The sequence below is a fragment of the Pseudomonas sp. IT-P171 genome (assembly GCF_949767765.1).
Taxonomy (GTDB): domain Bacteria; phylum Pseudomonadota; class Gammaproteobacteria; order Pseudomonadales; family Pseudomonadaceae; genus Aquipseudomonas; species Aquipseudomonas fluorescens_B.
The window spans coordinates 88,605-112,195 of record NZ_CATKQN010000055.1; the positions used below are offsets into that span (position 1 = coordinate 88,605).

Below are 23,591 nucleotides of genomic sequence, written 5' to 3' on the forward strand. Positions count from 1 at the left end.
GTGGAACGGCAACTGGACGCTTACTGCGATCACTTGCGCAGTGAGCGGCAGGTGTCGCCCCACACGCTGTACGCCTATCGCCGCGACCTCGACAAGGTGCTGGGCTGGTGCGTCAAACAGAACATCGACAGCTGGGCCACCCTGGATATTCAGCGCTTGCGCAGCCTGATCGCTCGCTTGCATTCCCAGGGTCAATCGTCGCGCAGCCTTGCGCGCCTGCTCTCGGCCGTGCGCGGGCTCTATCAATATCTGAATCGCGAAGGCCTGTGCGATCACGATCCGGCCAACGGTCTGGCGCCGCCGAAAGGCGAACGACGGCTGCCGAAGACCCTCGACACTGACCGCGCCCTGCAACTGCTTGAAGGTGCGGTGGAGGATGATTTCCTGGCGCGCAGGGATCAGGCGATCCTGGAGTTGTTCTACTCCTCCGGCTTGCGCCTGTCGGAGCTGACAGGACTCAATCTCGATCAACTGGACCTGGCTGACGGCATGGTCCAGGTGCTCGGCAAAGGCAGCAAGACCCGACTGTTGCCGGTGGGTAAAAAGGCCCGCGAAGCACTGGAGTTGTGGTTGCCATTGCGCGCCATGACCAATCCGGCAGATGACGCGGTGTTTGTCAGCCAGCAAGGTCGGCGCCTCGGTCCTCGGGCCATTCAGGTGCGAGTCAAGGCCGCTGGCGAGCGCGAGCTGGGGCAGAACCTGCACCCGCACATGCTGCGACATTCTTTCGCCAGTCACTTACTGGAATCTTCGCAAGACCTGCGAGCCGTGCAGGAATTGCTCGGCCATTCGGACATCAAGACCACCCAGATCTACACCCACCTGGACTTCCAGCACCTGGCGACGGTCTACGACAGTGCCCATCCACGGGCCAAACGCATTAAGGGCGATGATTCATGACGATCCAATTGATCACCTTCGACCTCGACGACACCCTGTGGGACACCGCCCCGGTGATCGTCAGCGCCGAAGCCATCCTGCGTGAATGGCTGACCGAACATGCACCGAATCTGGGCGCGGTGCCGGTGGAGCATTTGTGGACGATTCGCGAGCGCATCCTCAGCAGCGAACCGGGACTCAAACATCGCATCAGCGCGTTGCGTCGGCGAGTACTGTTCCATGCGCTGGAAGAGGCCGGCTATGACCATGGCCAGGCGTCCGACCTGGCTGATCAGAGTTTTGAAGTGTTTCTGCATGCGCGGCACCAGCTCGAAGTATTCCCCGACGTGGAGCCGACTCTGGAGGTTCTGGCCAAACACTACGCGCTGGGCGTGGTCACCAACGGCAATGCCGATGTGCGCCGGTTGGGGCTGGCGGATTACTTCAAGTTTGCGTTGTGCGCCGAAGACATCGGCATCGCCAAACCGGATGCGCGACTGTTTCATGAAGCGTTGCAGCGTGGCGGCGCGACCGCGCAAACGGCGGTGCATATTGGCGATCATCCGGGTGATGACATTGCCGGGGCGCAGCAGGCGGGGTTGCGGGCGATCTGGTTTAACCCGCAAGGCAAATTGTGGGAAGCGCAGAAGTCGCCGGATGCCGAGATTCGCAGCCTGACCGAATTGCCGGCGTTGCTGGCGCGGTGGAACGCCCAACACTGATCCTGAAAACACCACAAAACCCTGTGGGAGCGAGCCTGCTCGCGATGAGGACTTAACATTCAAAATAGATAGTGGCTGACACACCGCCATCGCGAGCAGGCTTGCTCCCACAAGGGATTGCATCGCCCCGAAAATTTTATCCCTCCCATGAAAAAGCCCGCAGCGACGGCGGGCTTTTTCAGCAAGCAGGAAGCAAGCGCTTAGATAGGCCGGCTGCCGTACTTGTTGTCAGGCTTCTTGGGAGGATCGGCGACCACATTGGCCTCCACTTCCTGCACCTTGCCGCCCTTGGCCAGGAACTCTTCCATGGCTTTGGCCAGGGCATCGCGCTCCTTGTTTTTTGCTTCGACGCTCGGCAGCTCATCGACCGATACCGCAGCCTTGGCCTTGCCTTTGGCGGTCGGAACGGGCGCTTCCCCGCCGTCGTCTTCAACGACGTCGTCGGTCGCAGCTTCCAGGCCTTCCTCGGTTTCGTCGTCGCCTACTTCGAGGTCGTCGTTTTCCAGATCATCGTCGCTCATGTTCTACCTCATGACTTGCGAAAAGCAGATTAGTTATAGCCCAGCTTCACCGTCTGTCGACAGCCGCTGGAAAAATTCGATAACCACTGGTGACCAGCGGTTCATGCCTCTTCACCGTGCAAGGTGGCGAGGACTTTACGGGCACCGCCAAAATCACGGTGCTCGCCCAGATAAACGCCTTGCCAGGTCCCCAACGCCAGTCGGCCTGCCGAAACCGGCAAACTGAGCTGACAGCCAAGCACGCTGGCCTTGAAGTGCGCCGGGAGGTCGTCCAGGCCTTCGTCGTTATGCTCATAGCCGTCTGTTCCTTGTGGGATCAGACGATTGAAAAATCGTTCGAAGTCGCGACGTACCGCCGGATCGGCGTTCTCGTTGATGGTCAACGACGCCGAGGTATGCTGCAGCCACAAATGCAACAGACCGACCCGGCACGCCTTGATTTCAGGCAGGCCGGCGAGTAACTCGTCCGTTACCAGATGAAAGCCCCGGGGCCTCGCCCGCAGGGTAATCAGAGTCTGTTGCCACATACAGTTCTCCGCACGTTCGGGGCGCATTCTAGCGCGCTCTGGGAAAAAACAAAGGCCCTAATATTCCTTCAATCATGTAAGCCATTGGCCGCAGAAAAACGCCCGTCGTAAACGCCCTTAAACGTGTACGAAAAAACCTTTCAGCAGGTCCTTCACTGACAAATCCCAGACAAAAAAATGCCCGGCAAGCCGGGCAAATTTTTATGCGCGTGCTTACAAGTTGTAGCCGCGTTCGTTGTGGAGTGCCAGATCGATACCGACGGCCTCTTCTTCTTCGGTGATACGCAGCCCCATGACGGCGTCCAGCACCTTGAGAATGATGTAAGTGACGATCGCGGTGTAGATCACCGTGAAGCCCACGCCTTTGCACTGAATCCAGACTTGTGCGGCGATGTCGGTAACGGTGCCGAAGCCACCCAGCGACGGTGCAGCGAACACACCAGTCAGGATCGCGCCGAGGATACCGCCGATACCGTGCACACCGAAGGCGTCCAGGGAATCGTCATAGCCGAGCTTGCGTTTCAGGGTGGTGGCGCAGAAGAAGCACACCACGCCCGCTGCCAGGCCGATCACCAGCGCGCCCATCGGGCCCACGGTGCCAGCGGCTGGCGTGATGGCGACCAGACCGGCCACAACACCCGACGCGATACCCAGTGCGCTTGGTTTGCCGTGGGTGACCCACTCGGCGAACATCCAGCCCAGTGCGGCGGCGGCCGTTGCGATCTGAGTCACCAGCATCGCCATGCCGGCCGTGCCGTTGGCTGCTGCAGCGGAACCGGCGTTGAAGCCGAACCAGCCGACCCACAGCATCGCCGCGCCCATCAGGGTGTAACCGAGGTTATGCGGTGCCATCGGGGTGGTCGGGAAGCCTTTACGCTTGCCGAGCACGATGCACGCCACCAGACCGGCCACACCGGCGTTGATGTGCACCACGGTGCCGCCGGCGAAGTCCAGCACGCCCCAGTCCCACATCAGGCCGCCGTTGCCGGACCAGACCATGTGCGCGATCGGTGCATACACCAGGGTGAACCAGATGCCCATGAAGATCAGCATCGCGGAGAATTTCATCCGCTCGGCGAAGGCACCGACGATCAGCGCCGGGGTAATGATGGCGAAAGTCATCTGGAAGGTGATGAACACCGCCTCAGGGAACAGCGCCGCAGGACCGGTCAGGCTGGCTGGCGTGACACCGGCGAGGAAAGCCTTGCCCATGCCGCCGAAGAACGAGTTGAAATTGACGACGCCCTGTTCCATGCCGGTGGTATCGAACGCGATGCTGTAGCCATAAATGACCCACAGAATGCTGATCAGACCGGTAATGGCGAAGCACTGCATCATCACGGAAAGAATGTTTTTGGAACGAACCATGCCGCCGTAGAACAGCGCGAGGCCGGGAATGGTCATGAACAGCACGAGGGCTGTCGAGGTCAGCATCCAGGCGGTATCGCCGGAATTGAGGACTGGGGCCGCCACTTCGTCTGCCGCCAAAGCAAGGCTGGGCATTACGAGGGACAACAGGGCTCCTAGCCCTGCGAATTTACGCAGAGTCATATTGTTTTCTCCTGGGGCGTTGGGTTTGTGGCGGCTTAGATTGCGTCGGTATCGGTTTCGCCGGTACGGATGCGAATCGCCTGTTCCAGATTGACCACGAAGATCTTGCCGTCACCGATCTTGCCGGTGTTGGCCGCCTTGGTTATCGCCTCGATAACCCGGTCCAGATCCTTGTCGTCAATGGCGACATCGATCTTCACCTTAGGCAGGAAATCGACCACGTATTCCGCGCCGCGATACAGCTCGGTGTGACCCTTCTGCCGACCGAAGCCTTTGACTTCAGTAACGGTAATGCCCTGCACGCCGATCTCGGACAACGACTCGCGCACGTCGTCCAACTTGAACGGCTTGATGATGGCAGTGACTAGCTTCATGAAAACTCTCTCCCGAATTGGTGGACTTGCCCCAGGAAAACAAACCCGACTCAAGTCTAAGCGCAGTGCCTGGCTTTGTAACGCATCGTCGGCCTTACCTGCCCGTCCGACGCCAGCTAACCGCTCCGCACGAAACACTTCCCCGTTCCGCTTGGCGCACTGCATTCGTCACAGCGACTGCATCAGTGCATGGGTTACTACCGACTAAGCAGAAAGCTTGCCATCTCGCCAAAAACCCCTGATATCAAGCGCTTGCCTGCCACGGTGGCTTGCTGCGCGCGATTGCACGACGCGTAACGCACAACAACAGTGCGGTGCCGTCCGTCCGCATGCGCGAAAAGCGTGCATCCCTGCGGTCGGGATTGACTATAGACACTGCGTGATACACTGCCCGCCATTGTTTTCAGGACATTTCCCATGCTCGCGCCCAAAGACTTCCTCGACGCCCTGACCGGCACCGCCTCCCGCCTCTTCAGCGGCGACACCCCACTGCCGAAAAGCGAAATCGAAAGCCAGTTCAAGGCGTTGTTGCAGAGTGGCTTCAGCAAACTGGATCTGGTGAGCCGGGAAGAGTTCGATAGCCAGATGGTCGTGCTGGCACGGACCCGGGCACGGCTGGAAAGCCTCGAAGCGAAGGTTGCGGAGCTGGAAGCGAAGCTGAGTCCGCCTGCCGAATAACCCTGCTGACAACGCAGCCCCCTGTGGGAGCGAGCCTGCTCGCGATTAGAGTCACCTCGGTCTACAAGCCTTCCCACACTGGCCAGACCAACCCTGTAGGACCTGTCAAAGGCTGCAATCTTCTGATCTGCCGCCCCCGCCACCATCTCGGCAACGTCCTACAAAGATCACCACCGCCGTCCGATAGCGCCGTGAAGCCCAGGCTCCTAAGCTCATTCTCAGCTGAATATTCAGCACTGGGTTTGGCGACCTGGAAGCTTAAGGCGTACGACGACCATCTCTCGAGTCATGGCGGCTGTGCGTGGGAGACCTTCGGGTCTGCCGGGTTCCTTTTGCTCCGGTTCGCCAACCCGCGTACAGCTGCCACCCAATTGTTTGGCGACGATTGACGGCAGCCTCTTTAGCAAAAGGAGCTGTATTAATGAGTTGCGATAACGCTTATCTAGTCCCTCACGTCTTCACCCGCCACAAACTCCACCTCCACGCGCTTTTGATCGAAAACCAGCCGTGGTTCAGCGCCCGAGACCTGGGCCGTCTGCTTCGCCTTTACCTCGACGAACGCGCCGTCCGAAAACTCGATCCCGATCAACATCAATCCGCGCGAGTCGTCATTCACGGCATCCTCGAAAACACCCTGCTGATCAGCGAATCCGGCGTCTACGCCCTGCTCGTCTACCACTACTGCCCCGAATACCGAGGCCTGCGTGAATGGCTGACCCACGACGTAGTGCCAGCCCTCAGAGATGCCCAACAACCGACGTCAACCGAACGCCCGATTCTGAGCCTGCTGAACTGGCCGGAAATGTCACTGAGTTTGCTGCACTGGAATAACCAGCCGTGGATTCGGCTGCAGGATGTTCCGCTGATGATGACGGAGCGGGAGCAGGCAAGACACCCGGTGGGATCGTGGTGGAAGCGAGCTTCACGAGTATTGCAGTCGCTTTGAGTTTCCGACTACTTGAATCGGCCATCAAACATGCATAACTTCAACGCACGCGAGTGTATCCACTGAGGGTACGCAGGCCTTGGCCTCACCAAAGCCTGCAATCGAAAAACCGTCTCCTCAAGACGGTTTTTTTTCGCCCGCGATTCAGACCAAACCATTCGCAACATCCTGCGAAAATTTGGCGCCTGCGCCGCCACGCTAAATCACCACCTCCCGACTACCCTTCAAAAACCCGCAGGAAGCGGACCCCGTAAAGCTCAAGGAACGACCATGTCCCTCTCCATCGTCCACAGCCGCGCCCAGATTGGCGTGGATGCGCCCGCCGTCACCGTCGAAGTTCATCTGGCTAACGGTTTGCCATCACTGACCATGGTCGGTCTGCCCGAAGCAGCAGTGAAGGAAAGCAAGGATCGAGTACGTAGCGCGATCATCAATTCAGGCCTGCAGTTTCCGGCGCGGCGCATCACGTTGAATCTGGCGCCTGCGGATTTGCCCAAGGACGGCGGGCGGTTCGATCTGGCGATTGCCTTGGGGATTCTGTCGGCCAGCGTGCAGGTGCCGACGTTGACGCTGGACGATGTGGAATGCCTGGGGGAGCTGGCACTGTCCGGCGCGGTGCGTGCGGTGAGAGGTGTGTTGCCGGCGGCACTGGCTGCGCGCAAGGCTGGACGCTCGTTGATGGTGCCTCGGGCGAATGCCGAGGAAGCCTGCCTGGCGTCGGGGCTGAAAGTCATTGCGGTGGATCATTTGCTGGAGGCGGTCGCGCATTTCAACGGTCACACACCCGTCGAGCCTTACGTCTCCAACGGTCTGCTCTACGCCAGCAAACCCTACCCCGACTTGAATGAAGTGCAAGGCCAACTCTCAGCCAAGCGCGCTTTGCTGATTGCAGCGGCCGGGGCTCATAACTTGCTGTTCAGCGGCCCGCCGGGGACCGGGAAAACGCTGTTGGCAAGTCGGTTGCCGGGGCTGTTGCCGCCATTGGCGGAAAACGAGGCGCTGGAGGTCGCAGCCATTCAATCAGTCACCAGTTGCGTCCCTTTAAGTCACTGGCCACAGCGACCGTTCCGCCAGCCCCATCACTCAGCCTCCGGGCCGGCGCTGGTGGGCGGTGGTTCGAAACCACAACCCGGCGAGATCACCCTCGCCCACCATGGCGTACTGTTTCTCGACGAACTGCCGGAGTTTGATCGCAAGGTGCTGGAGGTTTTGAGAGAACCGCTGGAATCCGGGCATATCGTGATTTCCCGGGCGAAGGATCGCGTGCGGTTTCCCGCACGCTTTCAATTGGTGGCCGCGATGAATCCGTGCCCCTGTGGATATCTCGGCGAGCCGAGTGGTCGCTGTTCCTGCACGCCTGACATGGTTCAACGCTACCGCAACAAACTCTCCGGGCCGCTGCTGGATCGGATCGATCTGCACTTGACGGTCGCCCGTGAGGCCACGGCTTTGAATCCCGCAATCAAACCCGGTGACGACACCCTGACCGCCGCCGTTCTGGTTGCCGACGCAAGGGAGCGGCAACACAAACGCCAGGGTTGCGCCAACGCGTTCCTTGATCTGCCGGGCTTGCGCATGCATTGCAAGTTATCCACAACCGACGAAACCTGGCTGGAAACAGCGTGTGAACGGCTGACCTTGTCGCTGAGGTCAGCCCATCGATTGCTCAAGGTTGCGCGCACCCTGGCGGATCTTGAACACGTCGATCGCATCACCCGTGAACATCTGGCTGAAGCGTTGCAGTACCGGCCAACCACCCACTGAAGCTCTACTCTTTGGTGAGATCCACTAACGGCGCCTGCCTCACCTCAGTCTCCCGACCACCCTGAATCTCGGTGACCCGCTTCAGCGCGTTATCCACAGCGCTCTTGTCCGCCAGCAAGCTGTAGTTGATCCGGAATTGCCTGTGTTCTTTTGGCGCAATTGTCGGCACTAAACCGAGTGGCCGCTGATACCGACGGTTGTAGGAAAAACTTGTCCCTGGCTCCAGCCCGGTGACGTAGCCCTGGCCTTGGGTATCGGTGTTTTTCCACAGGGAAAACACGGGCAGCGTTTGAGTGTTGAAACCGACCGAAACGCCCAGGCTGCCTGCCTTGTTATGCAGTACCGTCAGCGTATCGCCCTTGGCGTCGGCATACGGCACGACGTTGTACACCGTCTCGTCGTAATCCTTGGTTGCCGCGCGATAGGTCTGCCAGTCCGGCAGTTCCGCTTTCGCTTTGTCGTTGAACGGCGACACTTGTTTCACCGGCGCGGCGAAGCGGGCGCCCTGCTCGAGAAACGGGGTGCTGAAGTTACTGTGGTACAGCGCCTGGTATTCCTTCGGGTAGTCGCCGTTGTTGGTCAGGGTGTCATTGAGGCTGAAGCTCGCACTGCCAGGTTCGGTGACCAGTTCGGTCGCGACAGAGAAGTCGACTTTCTTGAACGCCTGCTCTTTCAACTCGCCGCGCAGGCTGATGGCGTACGGCGGTTTTTCGTCAATGTGCAGGGTGACTTTGCTGGCCGGGATGTTGGCAGCGCGACCATGCAGGGTCAATAATTCGCCGTTGTCCATCCCGGGGTGGCCGACCCACTCGTAGCCGCAGCGGGTGACCAGCTCGTTGAAGCCTTCCAGCCAGCCCAATCCACCACGACCGTTGAGTTCGATGAAGGATGGATTGACCACTTCCTTGACCGGCGAATCCCAGCCCATGCGCACATTACCGACCGAGGCCTGCAGGACGTTCATCCCGCGGGTCGGCACCACTGAAAGCTTCATCGTGCCGTTATCGATGTCGACAATGCTGACCCCCTCCTGCCGCCCACCGTGCAGAGTTCGCAGGGTGACGGAAAAGGGTTTGTCGGTTTTCACCCCGAGTTGCTGGCTGGTGATTTGCCAGTTCTGGGCAGCCTTGTCGGTGTCGAGAAGGACGTAATCCCAGGCCATCGCATGGGACGCGGCAGAGAACGCACTGAGGGCGACGATGAGTTTGAGCGGAGTCATGGCGGGAGCCTTTATTGGAGTTGTGCCATTTTTATAGACTTGCTGAAACGTTTCATCAAGTTAAAAAGTGCAGACAAAGCCAAGAAGACCGCTTGGAGATAAATGATTCGCGAATGTGCGGCAAATCGAAAAGGGGGTCGATCCTTTCGCGAGCAAGCCCACACATTAGGTCGCAGGTGAACACAGCATTTGTGAACACCTGAGGTCAACTGTGGGAGCCTGCTCGCGAAGGCTATTTCAAAGGCGCCTCAACGAAACCGGTCAACCTCTTGGCGCAAATCAGCCGCCAGCTTCTCCAGTTCCTTGGCAGTCACCGCCAGGTTCGACACCACTTCCCGCTGCTCACTGTTCGCCAACGCAATGCTTTGCAGGTTGCTGCTGAGCAATGTCGCGGTGCTGCTCTGCTCCTGGGTCGCCGTGGTGATCGCCGCGAACTGCTGGCCAGCCGAGCGACTTTGCTCATCGATTCGCGCCAGGGCCGACGCGACGTTGGCGTTGCGCGACAGGCCTTCCTGCATCAGCACATTGCCCTGTTCCATGGTGCTGATAGCGTTGCCGGTTTCCTGCTGGATGCTTTGGATCATCCCGGAAATCTCATCGGTGGCCTGGCGAGTACGCGATGCCAGGTTGCGCACCTCGTCAGCCACCACCGCAAATCCACGCCCCTGTTCACCGGCACGCGCCGCTTCGATGGCGGCGTTGAGCGCCAGCAAGTTGGTTTGCTCGGCAATCGAAGTGATCACCCCGACAATCCCGCCGATTTCCTGAGAGCGCTGACCCAGGGTGTTGATCACCGTGGCGGTGCTGTTCAGTGCGCCGGCAATTTGCTCCAGGGACGAGGACGCTTCATCCATCGATGTACGCCCAATCTGGGTTTGTTGTGCGTTTTCCTGAGCCAGACGTTGAGTGCTGCCCATGTTGTCGGCGATGTTCAGCGAGGTGGCGCTGAATTCTTCCACGGCGCCGGCCATGCTGGTGATTTCGCCCGACTGCTGTTCCATGCCTTCATAGGCGCCACCCGACAGACCCGACAGCGCCTGGGCACGACTGTTGACCTCTTGCGAGGCCTTGCGGATGTGCTCGACCATTGTCGACAGCGCCTGGCTCATCTGGTTGAAGGCGCGGGCCAGTTGACCGATTTCGTCGTTGCTCGACACGTTCAAGCGCACGCTCAGATCACCGGCGCCCAAGGCTTCGGCCTGACGCACCAGATCACCCAGCGGTGCGAGCTTACTGCGCAGCAACCAGACAGCCGAGCCCACGGCGATCAACATCGCCAGCAGACTGCCAATCGCCAATTGAATGCCCACGGCCCAGGTCACAGCACGGATTTCACTTTTCGGCATGCTCGCCACGACCGACCACGGCCCGCCTTCAAAGGGCACGGCAATGCTGTAGAAGTCTTCGGACGTGTCGCTCCAGAACTCACCTTTACCCGGCGTCTTGGCCAGGCTGTTGATCGACTTGACCGCTTGCTCCGGTGCTTGCACACCCGCGATTGGCACCAGCCATTTGTTCTGCTCATCGAGCAGCGCCAAAGAGCCGGTCTGCCCGATGCGGAAGCGTGTGAGGTTGGCGAACTGCGCGTTCTGAGCGTCGGTGTAATCGAATCCTACGTACAACACGGCAATGACCTTACCGCTGCTGTCGCGCACGGGGGTGTACTGCGACATGTAGAAGCGTTCGAACAGCAACGCCCGACCTACATAATTCTGCCCCGCCAGCAAACGTGCATAAGCCGGGTTCGCGTGATCGAGCAAGGTGCCGATGGCGCGGCTGCCGTCCTGTTTAGTGACGTTCGTACTGACTCGAATGAATTCATCACCGCTGCGCACGAACACGGTCGCAACGCCCGCGGTCATTTGCTTGAACTCGTCTACTTCCTTGAAGTTGTTATTCAGCACTTCGCTGCCCAGGTGCAGGCCCGGGGTCTGCGTGCCCGCCACGGCCACCGGCTCGTCCGGGTGCACGCTCAGGCCTGCGCTGAAGCGCTTCTCGAACAGGCCGGCCAGGCGCTGGGTACTTTCACGCAACGTACCGTGAAACGTACTCAGCTGGTCGGCCAGCAAGCGGGCTTCGCTGGCCAGGTGCTCTTCGCGGGTAGCGAGGTTGGCCGAGTCCAGCGAGCGCAAGGCAAACACGGTGCTGCCGCTGATGACAATCGCCAGAATAACGGCGAGCGCAAGACCAAGCTGTGAGGCAATCCGGGCACGAGGTTGAGACATGACAGCTCCTGGCCAAGTGACCGGATCGTCATTGATCGGCTGCTCGGCAAATTTTCTAATAATGGGAATTGCATCGAACCTGCACGAAGGTTCCATCTGCAGATTTTCGGCGGCAAACCTGAATACTTGAGTAATAAGCGAGGATATGGCTCAAAGCCTCTATCTCGCCGGCTCTAACGATTCAGCTCAGGTGCTCGACATCCGGCAGTTTCATCGCCTGGGCTTCGCCTTGGAGGAAATCGCTGAGACGGCGCAAACGTTCACCTCCGGGACGTGTTTTCGGCCAGACGAGGTAATAATGCTCACCGCTGGCGACGGCAGTCGGCCACGGCAAACTCAGACGGCCCTGCGCCACATCCTCCGCCACCATCAAAAGATCGCCCATCGACACGCCATAACCCCGGGCGGCGGCAATCATCCCCAGCTCAAGCGTATCGAACACCTGCCCGCCCTTGAGCGACACCTGTTCGGTCAGCCCCATGCGCTCCAGCCAGTTGCGCCAGTCACGCCGGTCAGGCGTCGGGTGCAGCAGTTCGGCATTGGCCAGGCGTTCGACATTCCAAGGTTGATCCTTCAGAAGATTCGGTGCGCCCACCGGAATCAGCTCCTCGGGGAACAGGAAACTCGCCTCCCAGTCCGGTGGAAAATGTCCGTTGCTGAGGATCACGGCACAGTCGAACGGCTCGTGGTTGAAGTCCACCGAGTCGACGTCCATCCAGGCGCTGGTCAATTGCACCTCGTTGCCCGGTTGCAGATGGCGGAAACGGCTGAGCCGCGCCAGCAGCCAGCGCATCGTCAGGGTGGATGGGGCTTTCATGCGCAGGATGTCATCTTCGGCGCGCAAGGTATTGCAGGCGCGTTCGAGTGCCGTGAAGCCTTCGCGGATGCCCGGCAGGATCAGCCGCGCCGACTCGGTCAGTTGCAGATTGCGACCGCTGCGGTGAAACAGCCGACAGGCAAAGTGCTCTTCGAGCGTACGAATGTGTCGACTGACCGCACTCTGCGTAATCGACAACTCTTCGGCCGCACGGGTAAACGAGCTATGCCGCGCCGCCGCTTCGAATGCACGAAGGGCATACAAGGGAGGAAGACGACGAGACATGCGGAAAGCTCCTATAGCGCAATGGCGTCAACTTATCAGAATCTCCGCAGGATGAGTTTTAATCATGCCATCCATCCTTTTTATCCCTTTGTGCAAACCCCGCAGAGCGCCGAGAATCGACGCTTTCCCTGTTCTCTTTGAGCGTCGAGCGTGATGACCATGCAGCATCCAGCGCGTATTGAACTCTGGGCCATCCTGCGGCTGGCGGGGCCGTTGATTGCCTCGCAGTTGGCGCACATGTTGATGGTCCTCACTGACACCTTGATGATGGCGCGACTGAGCCCCGAAGCACTGGCTGGCGGCGGACTCGGCGCGGCGACGTATTCGTTTGTGTCGATTTTTTGCATCGGCGTGATCGCGGCGGTCGGCACCCTGGTGGCGATCCGTCAGGGCGCGGGCGATATCGTCGGGGCGGCGCGACTGACCCAGGCCGGCCTGTGGCTGGCGTGGTTGATGGCGTTGGTCGCCGGTTTGCTGCTGTGGAATCTCAAACCGGTGCTGCTGATGTTCGGCCAGACTGAAACCAACGTTCAGGCAGCCGGGCAATTCCTGTTGATCCTGCCGTTCGCCCTGCCCGGCTACCTGAGTTTCATGGCCCTGCGCGGTTTCACCAGCGCTATCGGCCGGGCGACGCCGGTGATGGTCATCAGCCTCGGCGGCACGGTGGCCAACTTCGTGCTCAATTATGCGTTGATCACCGGGATGTTCGGCCTGCCGAAAATGGGCCTGGTGGGCATAGGTCTGGTCACGGCGATTGTGGCCAACCTGATGGCCGTGGCGTTGGCGCTGCATATTCGGCGGCACCCGGCGTACGACGCGTATCCCTTGCGCCAGGGTCTTTCGCGGCCAAACCGGCAGTACTTGAAAGAGCTGTGGCGTCTCGGCCTGCCGATTGGTGGCACTTACGCGGTGGAAGTCGGGCTGTTTGCCTTCGCGGCGCTGTGCATGGGCACCATGGGCAGTACGCAACTGGGCGCGCATCAAATCGCGCTGCAGATCGTCTCGGTGGCGTTCATGATTCCGGCGGGGCTTTCCTATGCGATCACCATGCGCATCGGCCAGCATTACGGCGCCGGGCAGCTGTTGGATGCGCGACTGGCCGGACGGGTCGGGATCGCGTTTGGCGCGGCCGCAATGCTCGGCTTCGCGATGGTCTTCTGGCTGCTACCCAATCAGTTGATTGGCCTGTTCCTGGACCACAACGATCCGGCCTTCCGTCCCGTCATCGAACTGGCTGTGAGCCTGCTGGCGGTGGCGGCGTGGTTCGAGCTGTTTGACGGTACGCAAACCATCGCCATGGGCTGCATACGTGGGCTCAAGGACGCCAAGACCACGTTCCTGGTCGGGCTGGGTTGCTATTGGTTGATTGGCGCGCCTGCCGCCTGGTGGATGGCCTTCCATTTGAACTGGGGACCGACGGGCGTCTGGTGGGGGTTGGCGCTGGGCCTGGCGTGCGCGGCGGTGAGCCTGACGCTGGCGTTTGAGTGGAAGATGAAGCGGATGATTCGGCGGGAGCCAACACCTCAGGAAGGCTTCCGGATGGCTCAACCTGACTGAAATCCGCTGTGGGAGCTTTTGTCGCGAGGGCGCTTTCTCCCTCGCCACAAAAGCTGCGTGTTAAACCACGCCTTCCAGCGCCGGCTGCTGATTGCTGCCGAAACTCAAGTAATCCACCAGCTCCGCCAACGGCAACGGCTTGCTGATCAGATACCCTTGCACCTGATCACAGCCAAACCCGCGCAACAGGTCCAGCTGCTCCGGCGTTTCCACGCCCTCGGCAACCACTTCAAGATTGAGGTTGTGCGCCAGATTGATCATGGCATGCACCAGTTTGCGATTCTCTTCGCGCCCCTCCATCCCACCGACAAAACTCTTGTCGACCTTCAGCAAGGCAATCGGCAGGCTGTTGAGGTGCACGAACGACGAAAAGCCGGTGCCAAAGTCGTCGAGCGAGAACCGCACGCCCAGACGCCCGAGGGCATCCATGGTCTGCTTCACCAGATCGCTACGACGCATGACCGCCGTTTCGGTCAGTTCGAATTCCAGCCATTGCGCCTCGACGCCGCGCTCGGCAATCAGCCGGCTCAGGGTCGAAAGCAACTGGCTGTCCTGAAACTGCCGGAACGACAGATTGATCGCCATGTGCAACGCCGGCAGACCCAGCTCGCGCAGCGCCTGCATGTCGCGCAGCGCGCGGGAAATCACCCAGTAACCGAGCGGCACGATCAAACCGCTTTGCTCGGCCAGAGGCACGAATTCGCTCGGCGGCAGCAAGCCACGTTCAGCGTGACGCCAGCGCACCAGGGCTTCGAGGCCGACAATCTGGCCGTCTTCGAGGTTCAAGCGTGGCTGGTAATGCAGTTCCAGCTCATCGCGACGCAACGCCCGACGCAGCTCGCTTTCGAGGTCGGCCATGCTGCGGGCATTGCGATTGATGCGTTCGTTGAAGATGTGAAAGGTGCAGCCTTGAGTGCTCTTGGCCTGCTGCATGGCGATGTGCGCGTGCCACATCAACGGATCGGCGCCGGCCTGGGCGCGGGCGTGGGCGATGCCCAGACTGGAACCGATCAACAGGCTTTCGCCGTCGACCCAATAGGGCTCTGCCAGTGCCTCGGTGATTCGTTCGGCCATCCACTCGGCGCGTTGCGGCGCGCGGCGGGTGTCGATCAGCAGGGCGAACTCATCGCTGCCCAGCCGCGCCAGTTGATCGCTCGCCTCGAGCTGGCTTTTCAGCCGCGCGACCACTTGCAGAATCAACCGGTCGCCAGCCTGATGGCCGAGGGCGTCGTTGGCGTGGCGGAAGTTGTCGAGGTCGAGGTGACCTAAGGCCAGGCCGCGGCCTTCGTTTTCTGCCAGTCGCGCGGCCAGCAGGGTCTGGAAACCCTGGCGATTGGCGATGCCGGTCAGCGGGTCCTGTTCGGCGAGGCGCTGCAGGGTGTTTTCCAGCACGCCGCGCTCGCGCACATGGCGCAGGCAACGGCGCAGCATGCCGGGGTCGAGATGCTCACGCACCAACCAGTCGCTCACGCCATCGGGCGGCAACAGCGGCTCGTGCTCGAGCAGCAACACCGTCGGCAAATTGCAACGGCCCGGCGCCGGCTGAAGGGCCGGGATCGTCAACAACACCGCGCTGCGGTTGTCATCGAACAGAGTGCTGACCGATTCCCAGCTTGGAGCGCTGATGAGCACGGCCGAGCTCCCCATCGGAGCCAGACACTCGCGCAACAACGCTGCCCACGCTGGCTCTTCGGCCAGTAGCAGCAAACGCAAGGGTTCGACAGGCGTAGACAAGCTAGCTCCCTAGACTCTGCAATGATGTAGGCGGCGGGCATTATGCCGTGCCGATAACCAATGACCAAATGACATCAGTTATCAAACGATACCTTTGTATCCGGAATTACGAACATTAGACGCAAATTCACCGCGCATCCTGCGTGAAAGTAACAAAACCGGCAAATATAGATAGCGTGTTGCGTCACAAGTCGGAGAGAGCAGCACAATTCGCTGAGCCTGTTAAAATGCCGGCCCATTTCGTGACTGACTCCTGAATTTACGTATGTCCCGACTCAATCCCCGGCAGCAAGAAGCCGTGAGCTACGTCGGCGGCCCTCTTTTGGTGCTCGCCGGCGCGGGCTCCGGCAAGACCAGCGTGATCACGCGCAAGATCGCGCACTTGATCCAGAACTGCGGCATCCGCGCCCAGTACATCGTCGCCATGACCTTTACCAACAAGGCCGCGCGCGAGATGAAGGAACGGGTCGGCACCCTGCTCAAGGGCGGCGAAGGCCGTGGCCTGACCGTGTGCACTTTCCACAACCTTGGCCTGAACATCATCCGCAAGGAACACGTGCGGCTGGGCTACAAACCGGGCTTCTCGATTTTCGACGAGACCGACGTCAAAGCCCTGATGACCGACATCATGCAGAAGGAATACGCGGGCGACGACGGCGTCGACGAGATCAAGAACATGATCGGCTCGTGGAAAAACGACCTGATCCTGCCGGCCGAAGCCCTGGAAAACGCACGCAACCCCAAGGAGCAGACCGCCGCCATCGTCTACACCCACTATCAGCGCACGCTCAAGGCGTTCAACGCGGTGGACTTCGACGACCTGATCCTGCTGCCGGTGAAACTGTTCCAGGAACACGCCGACATCCTCGAAAAGTGGCAAAACAAGGTTCGCTACCTGCTGGTGGACGAATACCAGGACACCAACGCCAGCCAGTATTTGCTGGTGAAATTGCTGATCGGCACGCGCAACCAGTTCACCGTGGTGGGCGACGACGACCAGTCGATCTATGCCTGGCGCGGCGCCCGCCCGGAAAACCTGATGCTGCTCAAGGACGATTACCCGTCCCTGAAAGTGGTGATGCTGGAGCAGAACTACCGCTCCACCAGCCGCATCCTGCGTTGCGCCAACGTGCTGATCTCGAACAACCCGCACGAATTCGAAAAGCAGTTGTGGAGCGAGATGGGCCACGGCGACGAGATCCGCGTGATCCGCTGCCGCAACGAAGACGCCGAAGCCGAGCGCGTGGCCGTGGAGCTGCTGACCCTGCACTTGCGTACCGACCGGCCCTACAGCGATTTCGCGATTCTGTATCGCGGTAACTACCAGGCCAAGCTGATCGAGCTGAAGCTGCAGCATCACCAGATTCCGTATCGGTTGTCGGGCGGCAACAGCTTTTTCGGACGTCAGGAAGTGAAAGACCTGATGGCCTACTTCCGCCTGATCGTGAACCCGGATGACGACAACGCCTTCCTGCGGGTGATCAACGTCCCACGCCGGGAGATCGGTTCGACCACCCTGGAAAAGCTCGGCAACTACGCCACCGAAAGAAAAATCTCGATGTACGCCGCCACCGACGAAATCGGCCTGGGCGAGCATCTGGACACGCGTTTCACCGATCGCCTGTCGCGCTTCAAGCGTTTCATGGACAAGGTCCGCGAGCAGTGCGCCGGCGAAGACCCGATCTCGGCGCTGCGCAGCATGGTCATGGACATCGACTACGAGAACTGGTTGCGCACCAACAGCTCCAGCGACAAGGCCGCCGACTACCGCATGGGTAACGTCTGGTTCCTGATCGAGGCGTTGAAAAACACCCTGGAGAAAGACGAAGAAGGTGAGATGACCGTCGAGGACGCCATCGGCAAACTCGTCCTGCGCGACATGCTGGAACGTCAGCAGGAAGAGGAAGACGGCGCCGAAGGCGTGCAGATGATGACCTTGCATGCCTCCAAGGGTCTGGAATTCCCTTACGTGTTCATCATGGGCATGGAAGAGGAAATCCTCCCGCACCGCTCCAGCATCGAAGCCGACACCATCGAAGAAGAACGCCGCTTGGCCTACGTGGGGATTACCCGCGCACGTCAGACGCTAGCCTTCACCTTCGCCGCCAAGCGCAAGCAATACGGCGAAATCATCGACTGCGCACCGAGCCGTTTCCTTGATGAATTGCCGCCGGACGACCTGGCTTGGGAAGGCACCGATGACACGCCGGTTGAAGTCAAAGCCGTTCGCGGCAATACCGCATTGGCGGATATACGGGCGATGTTAAAGCGCTAGAATTGAGCACTTTTCAACCAAACACTTTTTGACAAGCTAGGCGCACACAGCGCCAGTAGAGGAATGCTTCATGGAAGCACTGCACCAGAAAATTCGCGAACAAGGCATCGTGCTTTCCGATCAGGTCCTGAAGGTCGACGCCTTTTTGAACCACCAGATCGACCCGGCGCTGATGAAGCTGATCGGCGACGAGTTCGCTGCGCTGTTCAAGGACTCGGGCATCACCAAGATCGTCACCATCGAAGCTTCGGGCATTGCCCCGGCGATCATGACCGGCCTGAACCTGGGCGTACCGGTGATTTTCGCCCGCAAGCATCAGTCCCTGACCCTGACCGAAAACCTGCTGTCGGCGACCGTTTACTCGTTCACCAAGCAGACCGAAAGCACAGTGGCGATCTCCCCGCGCCACCTGACCAGCAGCGATCGCGTGTTGATCATCGATGACTTCCTGGCCAACGGTAAGGCGTCCCAGGCGCTGATCTCGATCATCAAACAGGCCGGCGCGACCGTGGCGGGCTTGGGGATCGTGATTGAGAAGTCGTTCCAGGGTGGGCGTGCGGAACTGGATGCGCAGGGTTATCGGGTTGAGTCGCTGGCTCGCGTTCAGTCGCTGGCGGGCGGTGTCGTGACCTTCATCGAATAACCCGCTACACCGCATTTCCCCTGTGGGAGCGAGCTTGCTCGCGATGAGGCCATAAAGCCCAACAGCAATGTTGGCTAGCAGGCTCGCTCCCGCGGCGATTGAGTGGTTACTCGGGCAATTAGATTTCAAGCCTTTGGAAGATCCATTCGATAACCCGCCCCCGGCGCCCCTTCATGCATCGCTGCCTGAATGTCCGCATACAAGGCATTCGCCTCAGCGGTAGTGATTGATCGCGAACAATCACGCAGCACCACTCGCAGGAGTACATTCTCCTGGCCCGGTAGCAGCCCTAGGCGCTTGATTGCTTGTGCGGGTAAATCCGAGAACGCCCAGCGTCCCTTGACCTGCATCTCCTCGATCCAGTCAGAGCAGTCACCAGCCGCCTGCAACATCCTCTCGGTCAGCACCTCTTCGCTTAACCCCGGCGTAACCGCCAACGAGATGTCACGAGCAATCGACGGCAAACGCGATACTGCCGTCCATGGCTTCAGATCATGCATCTGCGCCTGCACTCGCACGTTCTGATCGCGTAGCAAGCGAATATCCGGGATGCCCTTGCGCAGCATTGTCAGGCGATCCAGCCCCATCCCCAGCGCCAGCCCCCCATGACGCAGCGGGTCTATTTTCAAGCGCTCCAACAAAGATCTCGCAATACGACCGCACTCCAACACTTCAACTGGAGCACAGTCATTCAACACATTTACTTCAATTCCGCCCTCCGTGTAGTGATGCGGACTATTGCTGTAGACCCAAGGTTTATCGGGAACGGCGGACTTGAGAATATCGCTGACCAGGCGCAACAGATGTTCATGCGTCGACATATCCGGATCACCCAGCACCCAAATATCCATTTGATGCGGTTCTGCGCAATGCCAACGATCCCGACTATCGCGACGGAAAGTAATACCCGGTGCGGCCAGCAAAATAGTCTGCCCCGGTTGCCGCACTTGCGCCGCTCGCTGAAGCGCTGCCGGAATCTGACTGGTGGTTTGCGTTCGCAACAGCGAGCACTCATCGACCCAACGGGTGTGTTCACTCCCGAGCGTGACTTCTGTCGGATCATAGCCGAGCAAACCGTAATTTTCTTCAGCAGACACAATACGCGGCCCAGTCTGTAACTGTGCTTTAGGCCAGCCTTTTTCAGCGAGTCCTTCCAGGACTTCATGCAGCAGCAGCCGGACGGCGTGATTGGGATTGTTTGTTTCGGTTAGATCAACTAGCAATAAGGCCTGATGGACAGACGTATCTGACAGATATTTCTTTGATGCGCGCACTATATAATCCTCTATCTACAGTTAATATCGAGCCAGAAAACGAAGCCCATAAATAAAGCTAACTACACAAACTCACCCACAACAACATAAAAAATTAAAATATCAAACTTTCAGAATAAGACTACAGATGCGCCCCACACAAATAACCGCATCACATCCTCCGAGAGTCGTGACAGATGAATATATTCTAAAAAATGCCTAGCAAGACACTTAACGCACCCAAAAAATCCTGTATTAATTAGTCCACTCCCAAGCAGCTCGGGGAGCAAACTAAAAATTGAAAAAGGATGATCATATGAAAAATGAAAAAGTCGTCAAAGAAAAGCTTAACCGGATCACTTCTGGCCCGGATAATTTTGGGTGGGCACCGTTGGCCTGGGCTCACACTGAGTAAATGATACCAATGCGCGGTAAGTGTTCTTTCCGCGCATTGGAAAAACCAGGAGAATTTTATGTCACCAACGAATATGATATCGACACTCTTCGGCCGTGAAGAATTATTAATTATTTCGGACTCAAATGACTTCCTCAGAGAGTGTGCGTTGCAAGGATTCAACACAGCCAATATTTTTGAGCTAAAGAAACTACCAAGAAACAGTATTGTTTTTTCTTTTAGCAATGACGCCGCAAAAATGACGTTTGACCTAGCAAAAAATACAGAAAGCAAAAGAAGCGTTTTCTGCGCAACTCAAGTGTTCGAACCCACTGTAGCTACTGCGCTTTATAGCCTTAAGCTTTTGCTGAGTAGCAATTTTGAACATGCCTTATGCACACAGCGATCTGTGTTAAACATGCTCAATTCACATGATTTCTTTTTTCTTTCTGGTAACGACGCCGACGCGCAGGTCTCCATTTTTCCGCACGCCCAGCCTTACGCACTACTTGCCGAAGACGTGTCTCACGATTTTGTTCAGTCCGTAGCAGAATTTTTCGAAGTTCATTACGCACACATGAACCCACAAGAGCCCTGCCCATTTTCTTTTACCGGAACATTAAAAATCGCGGGTATATTGACAGTGCTCAGAAAACCTAACCCGACCCTACCAGAGGGCCTAAAAACTTCACTTAATTGGCTGAGCAATCGAATTTCGAAAGAAGGTGCAGTGTTATCAATTAAAGACAACACCATCATCTCACTAAAAATAAAAAATGAAGAGCAAATAAAGCTTTTAGATCTTGCGGCTGGTGCTCGAGGACTTAAGCTGACGGAGTTTGCCATCGGGGTAAACGAGGCTATCTCATCGAATATCGATTACAAAACAAACTCACAAATGAATGAAGGCATCAGTGGAGTTCACTTAGCTATTGGTGATGGGTCTTCCGGTTATCACATAGACTTCCTTAGTCCATCTGTGAACGTAAGCCCAATACACTAGCTAATTAAGTGGTATCCCACGAAAGTAAAAATACCTGTTCTATTCCTCCTGTCTCAAAAATGTGGCCGGCGGCGTCGTGACCTTCATCAAGTAATCTGCCACACCGCATTTCCCCTGCTGGCGATGGCGTCGTGTCAGTCAAAATCTTCATGACCGACAGACAGCCATCGCCAGCAGGCTGGCTCCCACAGTTGGTTTTGCGTTGCGTGTTATGGCGCGGTGGCCTTCAGGCCGGTGAGCAGCAGGCGCTGGAACAAATCCTCTTTCAACCCCTCCGGGTTGGTCAGTTGCATCCGCTCCAGATGCTCGGGAAAGGATTCAGGCTCTGGCGCATCCAGAGCGGCCTTGCCCAACTCCAGAATCTCCGTCAGCTTGAACTTGCTCTTCAGCCAGTTGAGCGCCCGCAACAAGTCCCGCTCCTCCCCAGTGAAATCACACCCCAGCGGATACTCCGGAAACAACTGCGGATGCCGCGCCTGAATCGCCTGTAGACGCTCTGGCCTGTTGTCGGCAAAACGCGGATCAATGCGGAAATTTTTCGGCAATTTACCTACGTCCTGCGCCTGTTCGATCAACCCCGACTGGAAGCGTGAATCGCTGATGTTGAGCAACGCCTCGATCACCGCCGCATCGGTCTTGCCGCGCAAATCGGCGATGCCGTATTCGGTGACGACGATGTCGCGCAGATGCCGCGGGATCGTGCAATGGCCGTACTGCCAGACGATGTTGGAACTGACCTCCCCGCCTGCCTCGCGCCAGCTTCGCAGCAACAGAATGGAGCGCGCGCCCTCCAGCGCATGGCCCTGGGCGACAAAGTTGTACTGCCCGCCGACGCCGCTGAGTACCCGCCCGTCTTCGAGCTGATCGGCCACACCGGCGCCAAGCAACGTCATGGTAAACACGGTGTTGATGAATCGCGCATCCAGGCGTTGCAAGCGTTTGAGTTCTTCCTGACCGTAAAGCTCGTTGATGTAGCTGATGCGGGTCATGTTGAATTCGAGCCGCTTGCTTTGCGGCAACTCACGAAGGCGCTCATAGAAACTGCGTGGCCCGAGGAAAAATCCGCCGTGCACCGAAATGCCGTCGATCTGCGCAGCCTCGTCCAGGGTGCCGGCATTGGCCTGTTGCTGAGTGGGCACGTCCGGGTAGACCTTGCGCCGCACGATCCCGGCATCGGCCAGCACCAGCAAGCCGTTGACGAACATTTCGCTGCAACCGTAAAGGCCCTTGGCGAAGGGCTCGATTCCGCCTTCACGGTCGATCAACTGCGCCCACTGGCTGAGATTCACGTCCGCCAGCAGCGCTTTGTAACCCTCGTTGTCAGCCTGTCGCGCCAGCAACGCAGCTGTCAGCGCGTCGCCCATGGCACCGATGCCGATCTGCAAAGTGCCGCCATCGCGCACCAGCGTGCTGGCGTGCAGGCCGATGAAGTGATCCTGGAAACCCACCGGCATGTTCGGCGTCGAGAAAAGCGTGGTGGTGTCCTTCTCATCGATCAGCAGGTCGAAGGCATCGATACCGATTTCCGCATCACCGGGCATATACGGCAAGTCGTTGTGCACCTGGCCCACGAGCAGGATCGTCTCCCCCGCTGCCCGGCGTTTCTCGATCATCGGGAACAGATCGAGGGTGATGTCCGGGTTACAACTCAGGCTGAGGCGATCGGGATGCTCGCTGTGACTGGCCACCAGTTGCGCGACCAGGTTCAAACCGGCGGCATTGATGTCCCGCGCGGCGTGGCTGTAGTTGCTGCTGACGTAATCCTGCTGAGCGGATGCGCTATGCAGCAGGCTGCCGGGCTGCATGAAAAATTGATGAACGTGGATGTTGGGCGGCAGGTTGTCCTTGTGCAGGCCCGCGAGGAAATCCAGTTCCGGATAGTCACCAAACACCCTTTCGATGAAGGGTTCAAGGAAGCGCTTTTGCAAACCGTCGCCCAAGGAAGGACGGCCCAGGCACAGCGCGGTGTAGATCGTCAGCTGCCGCTCGGGCAGTTGCGCCACGCGTTGATACAGCGCGTTGACGAAGTGGTTGGGTTTGCCCAGGCCGAGGGGCAGGCCCATGTGGATGTGCGCCGGCAACCGTGCCAACACATCATCGACCGCCTGTTCGATAGAACACAACTGCACCATCTGATCCTCCCTTACATTCCGTGAATTGGGGTTGGACCGATCGTGCCGTGTCTTTGCTGCAATGAACAGCCTCGTGCGGCAAATCGCAGGCA

Annotated in this window: 19 protein-coding genes; 9 read left to right on the top strand and 10 right to left on the bottom strand. The window is 58.7% G+C overall.

Features of this window, described 5'->3' with window-relative positions; all coding sequences use genetic code 11:
- Together xerC and ACM6I5_RS22700 are read left to right on the top strand one after the other, a co-directional pair.
- Window positions 1-900 carry a tyrosine recombinase XerC gene (xerC, locus tag ACM6I5_RS22695; RefSeq protein ID WP_414884763.1) on the top strand — a complete coding sequence of 300 codons (900 nt, stop codon included), beginning with the start codon at window positions 1-3 and terminating at the stop codon, window positions 898-900.
- The gene (locus tag ACM6I5_RS22700) at window positions 897-1,601 is read left to right on the top strand and encodes an HAD family hydrolase (RefSeq protein ID WP_017341445.1); all 705 of its coding nucleotides are present in this window, start codon (window positions 897-899) and stop codon (window positions 1,599-1,601) included. The genes xerC and ACM6I5_RS22700 overlap by 4 nt, the downstream gene beginning before the upstream one ends.
- Window positions 1,602-1,801: 200 nt before the next feature.
- Here the strand turns inward: ACM6I5_RS22700 and sutA are convergent, their stop codons facing one another.
- From sutA to glnK, 4 genes are all read right to left on the bottom strand, one after another.
- The gene (gene sutA / locus ACM6I5_RS22705; protein ID WP_017341446.1) at window positions 1,802-2,122 is read right to left on the bottom strand and encodes a transcriptional regulator SutA; all 321 of its coding nucleotides are present in this window, start codon (window positions 2,120-2,122) and stop codon (window positions 1,802-1,804) included.
- A gap of 101 nt (window positions 2,123-2,223) precedes the next feature.
- Window positions 2,224-2,649 (bottom strand): secondary thiamine-phosphate synthase enzyme YjbQ, encoded by a 426-nt coding sequence (locus tag ACM6I5_RS22710; RefSeq protein WP_017341447.1) that lies wholly within the window; start codon window positions 2,647-2,649, stop codon window positions 2,224-2,226.
- Between the two features lie 213 nt (window positions 2,650-2,862).
- Window positions 2,863-4,200 carry an ammonium transporter gene (locus ACM6I5_RS22715; protein ID WP_017341448.1) on the bottom strand — a complete coding sequence of 446 codons (1,338 nt, stop codon included), beginning with the start codon at window positions 4,198-4,200 and terminating at the stop codon, window positions 2,863-2,865.
- Between the two features lie 35 nt (window positions 4,201-4,235).
- Window positions 4,236-4,574, bottom strand: a complete 339-nt coding sequence (glnK, locus tag ACM6I5_RS22720) for a P-II family nitrogen regulator (RefSeq protein ID WP_002555808.1) — start codon at window positions 4,572-4,574, stop codon at window positions 4,236-4,238.
- A gap of 417 nt (window positions 4,575-4,991) precedes the next feature.
- Here glnK and ACM6I5_RS22725 point away from each other — a divergent pair, with 417 nt between their 5' ends.
- From ACM6I5_RS22725 to ACM6I5_RS22735, 3 genes are all read left to right on the top strand, one after another.
- Window positions 4,992-5,252 (top strand): accessory factor UbiK family protein, encoded by a 261-nt coding sequence (locus ACM6I5_RS22725; RefSeq protein WP_017341449.1) that lies wholly within the window; start codon window positions 4,992-4,994, stop codon window positions 5,250-5,252.
- 421 nt (window positions 5,253-5,673) lie between these two features.
- Window positions 5,674-6,198, top strand: coding sequence for a Bro-N domain-containing protein (locus ACM6I5_RS22730; RefSeq protein WP_017341450.1), 525 nt, complete (start codon window positions 5,674-5,676; stop codon window positions 6,196-6,198).
- A gap of 270 nt (window positions 6,199-6,468) precedes the next feature.
- A complete protein-coding gene (locus ACM6I5_RS22735; protein WP_017341451.1) occupies window positions 6,469-7,962 on the top strand; it encodes a YifB family Mg chelatase-like AAA ATPase in 1,494 nt (497 codons plus the stop codon).
- 4 nt (window positions 7,963-7,966) lie between these two features.
- Here ACM6I5_RS22735 and ACM6I5_RS22740 read toward each other — a convergent pair whose 3' ends face one another.
- From ACM6I5_RS22740 to ACM6I5_RS22750, 3 genes are all read right to left on the bottom strand, one after another.
- The gene (locus ACM6I5_RS22740; RefSeq protein WP_414884764.1) at window positions 7,967-9,181 is read right to left on the bottom strand and encodes an aldose 1-epimerase family protein; all 1,215 of its coding nucleotides are present in this window, start codon (window positions 9,179-9,181) and stop codon (window positions 7,967-7,969) included.
- A gap of 248 nt (window positions 9,182-9,429) precedes the next feature.
- Window positions 9,430-11,406 carry a methyl-accepting chemotaxis protein gene (locus ACM6I5_RS22745; protein ID WP_017341453.1) on the bottom strand — a complete coding sequence of 659 codons (1,977 nt, stop codon included), beginning with the start codon at window positions 11,404-11,406 and terminating at the stop codon, window positions 9,430-9,432.
- Between the two features lie 181 nt (window positions 11,407-11,587).
- The gene (locus tag ACM6I5_RS22750) at window positions 11,588-12,508 is read right to left on the bottom strand and encodes a LysR substrate-binding domain-containing protein (RefSeq protein ID WP_414884765.1); all 921 of its coding nucleotides are present in this window, start codon (window positions 12,506-12,508) and stop codon (window positions 11,588-11,590) included.
- A 159-nt stretch (window positions 12,509-12,667) separates the two neighbouring features.
- On the opposite strand from ACM6I5_RS22750, the gene ACM6I5_RS22755 reads away from it, so the two are divergent.
- Window positions 12,668-14,065, top strand: coding sequence for a NorM family multidrug efflux MATE transporter (locus ACM6I5_RS22755; protein ID WP_414877948.1), 1,398 nt, complete (start codon window positions 12,668-12,670; stop codon window positions 14,063-14,065).
- A 60-nt stretch (window positions 14,066-14,125) separates the two neighbouring features.
- Here the strand turns inward: ACM6I5_RS22755 and ACM6I5_RS22760 are convergent, their stop codons facing one another.
- Window positions 14,126-15,799 (bottom strand): putative bifunctional diguanylate cyclase/phosphodiesterase, encoded by a 1,674-nt coding sequence (locus tag ACM6I5_RS22760; RefSeq protein ID WP_017341456.1) that lies wholly within the window; start codon window positions 15,797-15,799, stop codon window positions 14,126-14,128.
- A gap of 265 nt (window positions 15,800-16,064) precedes the next feature.
- Between ACM6I5_RS22760 and rep the strand changes: the two genes are divergently transcribed.
- On the top strand, window positions 16,065-18,074 hold the full coding sequence (rep, locus tag ACM6I5_RS22765; protein WP_017341457.1) for a DNA helicase Rep: 2,010 nt from the start codon (window positions 16,065-16,067) through the stop codon (window positions 18,072-18,074).
- A 70-nt stretch (window positions 18,075-18,144) separates the two neighbouring features.
- Window positions 18,145-18,717: a xanthine phosphoribosyltransferase gene (locus tag ACM6I5_RS22770; RefSeq protein WP_010465159.1), complete on the top strand. Its 573-nt coding sequence runs from the start codon at window positions 18,145-18,147 to the stop codon at window positions 18,715-18,717.
- Window positions 18,718-18,842: 125 nt separating this feature from the next.
- On the opposite strand, the gene ACM6I5_RS22775 is transcribed toward ACM6I5_RS22770, so the two are convergent.
- Window positions 18,843-19,991 (bottom strand): hypothetical protein, encoded by a 1,149-nt coding sequence (locus ACM6I5_RS22775; RefSeq protein WP_414877949.1) that lies wholly within the window; start codon window positions 19,989-19,991, stop codon window positions 18,843-18,845.
- Window positions 19,992-20,443: 452 nt separating this feature from the next.
- Between ACM6I5_RS22775 and ACM6I5_RS22780 the strand changes: the two genes are divergently transcribed.
- On the top strand, window positions 20,444-21,367 hold the full coding sequence (locus tag ACM6I5_RS22780) for a hypothetical protein (protein WP_017341461.1): 924 nt from the start codon (window positions 20,444-20,446) through the stop codon (window positions 21,365-21,367).
- A gap of 209 nt (window positions 21,368-21,576) precedes the next feature.
- Here the strand turns inward: ACM6I5_RS22780 and ACM6I5_RS22785 are convergent, their stop codons facing one another.
- The gene (locus tag ACM6I5_RS22785) at window positions 21,577-23,499 is read right to left on the bottom strand and encodes an acetyl-CoA hydrolase/transferase C-terminal domain-containing protein (RefSeq protein ID WP_017341462.1); all 1,923 of its coding nucleotides are present in this window, start codon (window positions 23,497-23,499) and stop codon (window positions 21,577-21,579) included.
- Between the last annotated feature and the right edge of the window lie 92 nt (window positions 23,500-23,591).